Origin of the sequence: Buchnera aphidicola str. G002 (Myzus persicae), from assembly GCF_000521565.1 — a bacterium.
Lineage (GTDB): Bacteria > Pseudomonadota > Gammaproteobacteria > Enterobacterales > Enterobacteriaceae > Buchnera > Buchnera aphidicola_C.
This window is the reverse complement of the sequence record NZ_CP002701.1, coordinates 634,453-643,517: the sequence shown is the minus strand read 5'-3', so window position 1 is coordinate 643,517 and position 9,065 is coordinate 634,453. Positions and strand designations below refer to the sequence as shown.

The 9,065-nt window shown below is 25.3% G+C and carries 8 protein-coding genes and 1 tRNA gene; 4 read left to right on the top strand and 5 right to left on the bottom strand.

Features of this window, described 5'->3' with window-relative positions; translation table 11 throughout:
* Positions 1-277: 277 nt before the first annotated feature.
* Together BUMPG002_RS03105 and der are read left to right on the top strand one after the other, a co-directional pair.
* Positions 278-850 (top strand): YfgM family protein, encoded by a 573-nt coding sequence (locus tag BUMPG002_RS03105; RefSeq protein ID WP_025369217.1) that lies wholly within the window; start codon positions 278-280, stop codon positions 848-850.
* Positions 851-938: 88 nt separating this feature from the next.
* Positions 939-2,300, top strand: coding sequence for a ribosome biogenesis GTPase Der (gene der / locus BUMPG002_RS03100; protein WP_044006152.1), 1,362 nt, complete (start codon positions 939-941; stop codon positions 2,298-2,300).
* A 5-nt stretch (positions 2,301-2,305) separates the two neighbouring features.
* Here der and fdx read toward each other — a convergent pair whose 3' ends face one another.
* From fdx to BUMPG002_RS03075, 5 genes are all read right to left on the bottom strand, one after another.
* A complete protein-coding gene (gene fdx, locus BUMPG002_RS03095; RefSeq protein WP_025369216.1) occupies positions 2,306-2,641 on the bottom strand; it encodes an ISC system 2Fe-2S type ferredoxin in 336 nt (111 codons plus the stop codon).
* A gap of 18 nt (positions 2,642-2,659) precedes the next feature.
* A complete protein-coding gene (hscA, locus tag BUMPG002_RS03090) occupies positions 2,660-4,468 on the bottom strand; it encodes a Fe-S protein assembly chaperone HscA (protein WP_025369215.1) in 1,809 nt (602 codons plus the stop codon).
* A 9-nt stretch (positions 4,469-4,477) separates the two neighbouring features.
* Positions 4,478-5,002, bottom strand: a complete 525-nt coding sequence (hscB, locus tag BUMPG002_RS03085; protein WP_025369214.1) for a Fe-S protein assembly co-chaperone HscB — start codon at positions 5,000-5,002, stop codon at positions 4,478-4,480.
* A 94-nt stretch (positions 5,003-5,096) separates the two neighbouring features.
* Complete coding sequence (gene iscU / locus BUMPG002_RS03080) at positions 5,097-5,477, bottom strand: Fe-S cluster assembly scaffold IscU (RefSeq protein ID WP_025369213.1); 381 nt, start codon at positions 5,475-5,477, stop codon at positions 5,097-5,099.
* 32 nt (positions 5,478-5,509) lie between these two features.
* Positions 5,510-6,724, bottom strand: coding sequence for an IscS subfamily cysteine desulfurase (locus BUMPG002_RS03075; RefSeq protein WP_025369212.1), 1,215 nt, complete (start codon positions 6,722-6,724; stop codon positions 5,510-5,512).
* A 178-nt stretch (positions 6,725-6,902) separates the two neighbouring features.
* On the opposite strand from BUMPG002_RS03075, the gene BUMPG002_RS03070 reads away from it, so the two are divergent.
* Together BUMPG002_RS03070 and ilvD are read left to right on the top strand one after the other, a co-directional pair.
* Positions 6,903-6,979 (top strand) — tRNA-Trp (locus BUMPG002_RS03070).
* Positions 6,980-7,211: 232 nt separating this feature from the next.
* Complete coding sequence (gene ilvD / locus BUMPG002_RS03065) at positions 7,212-9,065, top strand: dihydroxy-acid dehydratase (RefSeq protein WP_025369211.1); 1,854 nt, start codon at positions 7,212-7,214, stop codon at positions 9,063-9,065.

The following is a 9,065-nucleotide window of genomic DNA, read 5'->3' as shown; positions in this document are numbered from 1 at the left end:
AGTAGTCTGTAGTATTGATAATAAAAGAACTTCTTCGATTAATTAACTGTGTATAATTAGTGTTTTTCATAGGAATAACTTTTTTATATGTTATAATTTTAACCTAAATTAAAAAAAATTAAAAAAAATAAAAATTCTTATTGCATCCATGGTTAAAAAAATATTTTCAAAATGAAAAATATATTTTGAATAAAATTTAGCAATTTTAATATAAAAATATAGGCATTAATACATCATAAAAATTAATAAAAATATTATCCAAAAAAAAGAGAATAAAATGTTAAATTTTTTGAAAAGAAAAACAATTTTTTTCATTGTTTTTATACTTTTTATAACTAGTGGTTTATTCTATTATAGATATTTTTTTCCAATATCTAAAACAAATTTACAATGTTTGAAATATGAAGAAATCATAAATAAAATAAACACAAATCAACCTGAAAATTGGCATGAAGCTGAAATTTTTATCATAAAAAATAATAATATTTATGGAACTTTAACCTCTATGTTTCTGGCAAAAAAATATATATCAGAAAACAAACTGAACGAAGCTTTTATTCAATTAGATAATAGCTTAAAATATACAAAAGAAGAAAATTTGAAAAATATATTAAAATTAAGAATAGCAAAAATAAAAATACAAAAAAAAGAGCATAACGCAGCAATGGATATACTTAAAAGTATAAACAATCGTAATTGGATTAACATTATTGAGCAAATTAAAGGTGATATTTTTCTTAATAAAAAAAATAAAAAATTAGCAATCCAACATTGGAAAAAAAGTTTTTCTCTGGAAACTTCAAATGCATCTAAAGAAATTATTAATATGAAAATTAACGAATTAAAATAAAAAAATACATGCAAAAGTTAAAATACATGATTTCCTCATTTTAGTTGCTAATATTCAATTTTAAAAAATTAAGCGAGAACATATCAAAATGACACCTATTATTGTATTAATTGGGCGCACAAATGTAGGAAAATCTACTTTATTTAATTGTTTAACCAAAAGCAGAAATGCATTAGTAGCTGATCATCCAGGTCTTACTAGAGATAGACAATATGGATACTGTCAAATAGAAGAAATCAATGAAAAAATAATTTTAATTGATACAGCTGGTTTAGATATAAAATTAAATGCAATAGAAGAAAAAGCATGCGAACAAACAATAGTAGCAATAGAAGAATCACATTTGATTTTATTTATAGTGGATGCTCGAAAGGGATTAATGTCACAAGAATTTGAAATAGCTAATAAAATTAGAAAATATGAAAAAAAAATCATTCTAATCATTAATAAAATAGATGGGATGAAAGATATTTCTAATATTAATGAATTTTACTCTTTAGGATTTAAAAAAATACAAAAAATTTCTGCTAGTAATAACATAGGAATTAATTCAATTTTTACAAAACATTTAATTCCGTGGATCAGTTTAGAATTTAAAAAAGAAAATAAAAAAAAATCAAATCTTCAAGATTTTATAAAAGAAACATTAGAAATAAAAGTAGCTTTAATAGGACGACCTAATGTTGGAAAATCAACTTTAATAAATAGTCTTTTAAAAAAAGAAAGAATGATTACATGCAATATACCAGGAACAACATTGGATAGTGTATCGATACCTATAAAATATAATAATAAAAACTATATTTTAATTGATACTGCTGGAGCATCTAGAAAAAAGCAAAAAAATAATAGTATTGAAAAATTTTCAATTATTAAAACTTTACAGAGTATCGAAAAATCAAATATTATTTTATTAATAATAGATGCAACTAATGAAATATGTAATCAAGATTTATCATTATCTGAATTTGTTATTAATTCTGGAAAGGGAATTGTCACTGTCATAAATAAATGGGACTTGCTAAATAATTTAGAAAAAAAAGAATTAAAAAAAAGAATAAAAAATAAATTAAAATTTCTTACTTTTTCTAGAACACATTTTATATCAGCATTATATCAAGAAGGAATATTTAAATTATTTGAATCTGTTTGCGAAGCTTATGAAGAGTCTAAAAGAAAAATTAGTACATCAATACTGACAAAAACCATGCATATAGCAATTAAAAAACATCAACCTCCTGTTATTAAAGGACGTCGAATAAAATTAAAATATGCACATCTAGGAAGCTCTAATCCTCCTAAAATTATTATACATGGTAATCAAGTTACATACTTAACTTTACCTTATAAAAGATATTTAATTAATTTTTTTCATGACACTCTTAAAATAAAAGGAACACCAATTCAAATACAATTTAAAGATAACAAAAATCCTTATATTAAAAAATAAAAAAATTAATATTCTGTAACATAGTTTACATTATATAATGGAATTTCTACTTCAATATCTACATCTCCAATAATTGCTTGGCAACTTAAACGACTTTCAGATTCTAAACCCCAAGCTTTGTCTAAAATATCATCTTCTTTTTCAGACCCTCCCGAAAGAGAAAGAAATCCTTTTCTTATAATACAATGACATGTACTACAAGCACATGATTGACCACATGCATGTTCTAATTGAATATTATTCTTTAATGCTATATTTAATATTGTTTCTCCTTTTTTAGCTTCAAGTATAGCTCCTTGAGGTAATATAATTTTATGAGGTAAAAATATAATTTTCGGCATTATTTAATCTCTTTTAAATTATTTTTTTGTAAAAGAATTTATAGATTTTTTTAAACGTAATGAAAAAAAATCTTTACTTGCATCTTCTAGTTCTTTTACATGCAATTTGATAGAAAAAAAATCATCTTCATTAATAGATTTTTCTAGTTTTTTTTGTTTATCTTTAATAAGTTTTAATTCCTTTTCTGTAATTAAATATTTATCTTTCTTTAAAGCTGTATTTAAAATTTCTAATATTTGTATAGCTTCCATTTTTTTTTCAGTTTTAACTCTTAGATAATAATCTTTTTTAGCATATTCTAGTGAATTTTTTACTATTTTAGATACATTTATTTTTTGTAAAATAACATTATTATCAATTTGAATATTTTTTTCTTTATTACTAGATTTGTCTAATACTTTGACATTAATTAAACCATCAGTATCAACTTGAAATGTAACTAAAATACGAACTAATCCAGCTTTTTGTGGTTTTATATTTTTTAATACAAAACGAGATAATGAAATACAATCTTGTACTAACTCTCTTTCTCCTTGTAATATATGTATAAGAATAGAAGTTTGATTATCTTTATAGGTTGTGAATTCTTTTGTTTTAGAAATAGGAATAGAACTATTTCTTAAAATGATTTTTTCAACAAAACCACCCATCACTTCAATGCCTAATGAAAGCGGCATAACATCTAACAATAGAGTTTTATTTTTTATATTTTTATTAATAAGCATATTTGCTTGCATTGCAGCACCTATTGCTACAACTTGATCTGGATTAATAGAATTTAACGGCAGTTTTTTAAAGAAATTAGAGACTTCTTTAAATACCAATGGTACTCGAGTTGATCCTCCAACCATTATAACTTGTTCTATTTTTTCTACTGATAAATTAGTTTCTTTGATCAGATCTGAACAAATTAATAAAGTTTTACGAACTAAATTAATAATAATTCCATTAAATTCATCACGAGTAATGTAACCTTTCCAATCAAAAAAATGAACTTTAACTTTATGATATTTAGTTAATTTTAATTTTGTTTTTTTTGCAGTTTGAAGTAATAAAGATTGAAAAAAATCATTGCATTTATCTGATACATTAGATTTTTTAAAAATATAATCTGCTAAAGCTGAATCAAAATCATCACCTCCTAAATTAGAATCTCCACTAGTCGCTAATACTTCAAAAATTTCTTTATTTAACTTTAATATGGAAACATCAAAAGTACCACCTCCTAAATCATATACAATTATGATACCTTTTTTATGTGTTTGTAAACCATATGCAATAGCAGCAGCTGTAGGTTCATTTAATAATCTTATCAAATTAATTTTGGCTAAAAAGGCAGCTTTTTTGACAGCTATTTTCTGTATATTATTAAAATATGCAGGTACTGTAATAATAGTTGAATCTATTTCTTGATCAAAAATAAAAAGAGCTCTTTTTTTTAAACATTTTAAAATTTCACTGGAAACCTCAATAGGACTAACAAGACCAGCATTTGTATGAAATAAAACACCTCCATTTTCATCTTTATTGATTAAATATGGTAAAATAGGAAACTCTTTTTTAATAAATTCAATAGAGCGGCCTAACAAACGTTTTACAGAAGTAATAGTATTTAAAGGATCATTAATAACATGATCTAAAGCACTCCAACCTACTGATGTAATATTTTTTTTATAATGCACAACAGATGGTAATAGATAACGTTTTTTATTATCTAATAAGAAAATAATTTCTTCTTTTTTTACCGTAGCAGCTAAGGAATATGTTGTACCTAAATCAATTCCTAAAAATAATTTTTCATTATATTTTTTTTCTAAAAAAATCATGTAATTACCTTAATTTGTCTTTCTTAAATATATATCCTGTTCTTTTTTTAAATTAATTTTTATTTTTTTAAAAAAAAGCAATTTTGCAATTATAGGAATTATTTCTTCATAATTTTTATTTTCAAATTCAGTTTCCATCATTGTTTTATAATGTTTAGATTTTTTTTCTATCTTTTTTAAAAAAAAATGTACTTTTTTTCCGTTAAAATTATTTTTTTTTAAATTATCTATATCTTCATATAAAGAAAAATATTTTTTTAAAAAAGAATTATTTTTTAATAAAATAGTTTCAGTCTTTAATTTAAAACCATATAAGGACAATAAATATATTGCTCTACTTAAAGAATTTTTTAAAATTTTATAACCTTTATTAATCTCTATTGATTTTTCTAAAGCTATTGTTTTTGTTAAGTCAGACTCGTTTATAAATAAATCAGGATGAGATTGTAATTGTAATTTGTAAAAATTTTTTGAAAGTAATTCTTTATTAATTTTAAATTTTATCGGTATATCAAATAATGTAAAATAATTCATTTATAACCTTTAATTAAATAAATAAAATATTTTAATAGAATTAAATGTTGAAAGAAAAAAAATTCTTTCAACACCCAAACTATAAACGATTAGATTATTTTTTTTTGCTTTTATAATCAGCAATAGCTGCTTTGATAGCATCTTCTGCTAAAATTGAACAATGAATCTTTACAGGTGGAAGTTCTAATTCTTCTACTATAGTAGTATTTTTTATTAATTCAGCTTCATTAATAGATTTACCTTTTACCCATTCAGTAACTAATGAACTAGAAGCTATAGCAGAACCACAGCCATATGTTTTAAAACAAGCATCTTCGATAATACCTTTATTATTAACTTTAATTTGTAACTTCATAACATCACCGCAAGCTGGTGCACCTACTAATCCACTTCCCACGTTAAGATCAGAATTAGAAAAAGATCCTACATTACGTGGATTTTCATAATGATCCATTACTTTTTTACTATAAGCCATTTGAAATATTACCTTTAAATTAATTATAATGATTAATTATGATCCCATTCTATACTATTTAAATCAACTCCTGCTTTGAACATTTCCCATAAAGGGGAAAGTTCCCGTAATTTATAAATAGCATGATGAACTAATTTAACCGTATGTTTAATTTCGTCTTCTGTCGTAAATCTTCCTATGGAAAAACGAATAGAACTATGAGCTAATTCATCTTTGATACCTAAAGATTTTAAAACGTAAGAAGGTTCTAAACTAGCAGAAGTACAAGCAGAACCAGATGAAATGGCTAAATCTTTAAGTGCCATAATCAATGATTCCCCTTCGATATAATTAAAACTAACATTTAAAATATGAGGTACACCTTGTTTTAAATCACTATTTAAGTAAACCTCTTCAATATTTTTAATACCATTCCAAAGATAATTTCTTAATTTTGTTGAATGAGCAAAATCATCATTTATTTTCCTTTTAGCTAATATACATGCTTCACCCATTCCTACAATTTGATGAACAGGTAAAGTTCCTGAACGCATTCCTCGTTCATGCCCACCTCCATGGATAGAAGGTAACAAACGGACACGTGGTTTGCGACGAACATACAATCCACCAACTCCTTTCGGACCATAAATTTTATGTGCAGAAAAAGACATTAGATCTATAGAAACTTTTTTTAAATCTATAGAAATTTTACCTAAACTTTGAGTTGCATCTACATGAAAAAAGATAGAATTATTACGACAAATTTTTGAAATATTATCAATATCTTGTATAATACCAATTTCATTATTTACATGCATTATAGAAATCAGTATAGTATCTTTTCGTATGTTTTTTTTTAAATCATCTAAATCAATAATACCATTGTTTTTTGGTGTAAGATAAGTTAAATGAAATCCTTGCCCTTCAAGATATCTACAAGTATCCAAGACAGATTTATGTTCCGTCTTACTAGTAATAATATGCTTGCCTTTTTTTTTATGAAAAGATGCTATACCTTTTATAGCTAGATTATTTGACTCAGTAGCACCAGAAGTAAAAACAATTTCTCGAGAATCTGCTCCAATTAATTCCGATATTTGATTACGTGCAATATCTACAGCTTCTTCTGCATTCCACCCAAATTGATGAGAACGTGATGCAGAGTTACCGAATATTCCATTTATTGTGAGATAATTCATCATTTTTTTTGCAACTTCAAATTCTACTGGTGTAGTTGCTGCATAATCTAAATAAATTGGAGTTTTCATAATAAATATTTACCTTCAAATAATACTCAAATATATAGAATTTATATTCTATCATTTTAATAAAATTTAAGATCTAAAAAATCATTTAAATCTACTATTTTTAAAATATATAAAATACAAGCTAGACTTTTTTTCTCATTAAGAATATAATTATTTCTTTAAGCATATTAATATCATTAGGGGTGTAGTTCAATTTGGTAGAGCATCGGTCTCCAAAACCGAAAGTTGTAGGTTCAAATCCTTCCACCCCTGCCAAAAAAATTCAAAAATTGAAAGCAATTTTATTTCTTTGACCATCAAAAATAAATTGACATCAATATCAATAATCAAATTATATCAAAATATAATCCCTACTATTCTTAAAAAATTTTTAAAAACATTATATGTACTAAAATTTTTTTATTATTATTAATAAAAAAAAAAAATTCAATCGATATATATATATAATAATAATATTTTCAAAAATATTATTTTGGAGTTCTCTACAATGCCTAAATATCGTTCTTTTACAACTACTCATGGTAGAAATATGTCTGGAGCTAGATCTTTATGGCGAGCTACAGGAATGACCGATGAAGATTTTAAAAAACCAATTATTGCAGTTGTAAACTCTTTTTCTGAATTTGTTCCAGGGCATATTCATTTACAAAAAGTAGGAAAACTTATTGCAGAAGAAATCAAAACATTAGGAGGAGTGGCAAAAGAATTTAATACGATAGCGATCGATGATGGAATAGCTATGGGACATTCTGGAATGTTATACTCTTTACCCTCACGGGAGTTAATTGCAGATTCTATAGAATATGTCATTAATGCGCATTGTGCTGACGCAATGATTTGTATTTCTAATTGTGATAAAATTACTCCAGGTATGTTAATGGCTGCTTTGCGTTTAAATATACCATCAGTTTTTGTTTCTGGTGGACCAATGGAAGCAGGAAAAATAAAAAATAACAATAAAACGATAAAAATTGATCTAGTTGATGCTATTATCCACGGAGGAAATCCTAATCAATCTGAAAATATAATCAAAGAAATTGAGCGTTCTGCTTGTCCAACATGTGGTTCCTGTTCTGGTATGTTTACAGCTAATTCTATGAATTGTTTAACAGAAGTTATGGGTTTATCTCTTCCTGGAAATGGAACATTATTAGCTACTCATATTGATCGTAAAAAATTATTCATAAATTCTGCTAAAACTATAGTGCAAATTACTGAACAATATTATAAAAAAAATAACAAAAAAATTCTACCTAGAAGTATCGTGAATAAAGAATCTTTTGAAAATGCAATGATATTAGATATTGCTATGGGAGGTTCAACTAACACTATTTTACATCTTTTAGCAGCAGCTCAAGAAGCAGAAATTGATTTTAAAATGTCTGACATTAATAATTTATCTAAAAAAATACCTCATCTTTGTAAAGTTGCTCCAAGTACTTCTTTGTATCATGTAGAAGATGTGCATCGAGCCGGTGGTGTGATGGGTATTTTAGGAGAATTAAATCGTGTTAATTTATTACATAAAACAACAAGAAATATATTACAACTGAGTTTAGAAGAAACATTAGAAAAATATGATATTTTAGTAACAAAAAATTCTGATATAATTCAAATGTTTCAAGCTGGACCAGGTGGAATTCGTACAATACAACCATATTCTCAAGATTTTAGATGGAAAGAATTAGACAGTGATCGCAAAAATGGTTGCATCAGATCATTTCAATATGCTTATAGTCAAGAAGGAGGATTAGCTGTTTTATATGGAAATTTAGCAAAAAATGGTTGTATAATAAAAACAGCTGGAATAGATAAAAAAAACTATATTTTTTCTGGTACTGCTTGTGTGTACGAAAGTCAAGAAGAAGCTGTTTATGCTATTTTAAATGGTCAAGTAATTTCAGGTAATATTGTTGTCATTCGTTACGAAGGCCCGAAAGGTGGACCAGGAATGCAAGAAATGTTATATCCTACTACATATTTAAAATCTATGAATTTAGATAAAACATGTGCATTAATTACTGATGGTAGATTTTCGGGTGGTACTTCAGGAATTTCTATAGGACATATTTCACCTGAAGCAGCAGATCAAGGTGTGATCGCTTTAGTAAAAAATGGTGATATCATTGATATTAATATTCCTAAAAGAACCATCCATTTAAATATTACAAAAGAGGAATTATCTCGTCGAATTTCACAAGAAAAATCAAAAGGTTCTTCATCTTACAAACCTTCTAATCGTAAGAGATATGTTTCTTCATCATTAAAAGCATATGCATTTTTTGCAACTAGTGCTGATAAAGGAGCTGTTAGAGATAAGAAAAAACTATTTAATATTTAA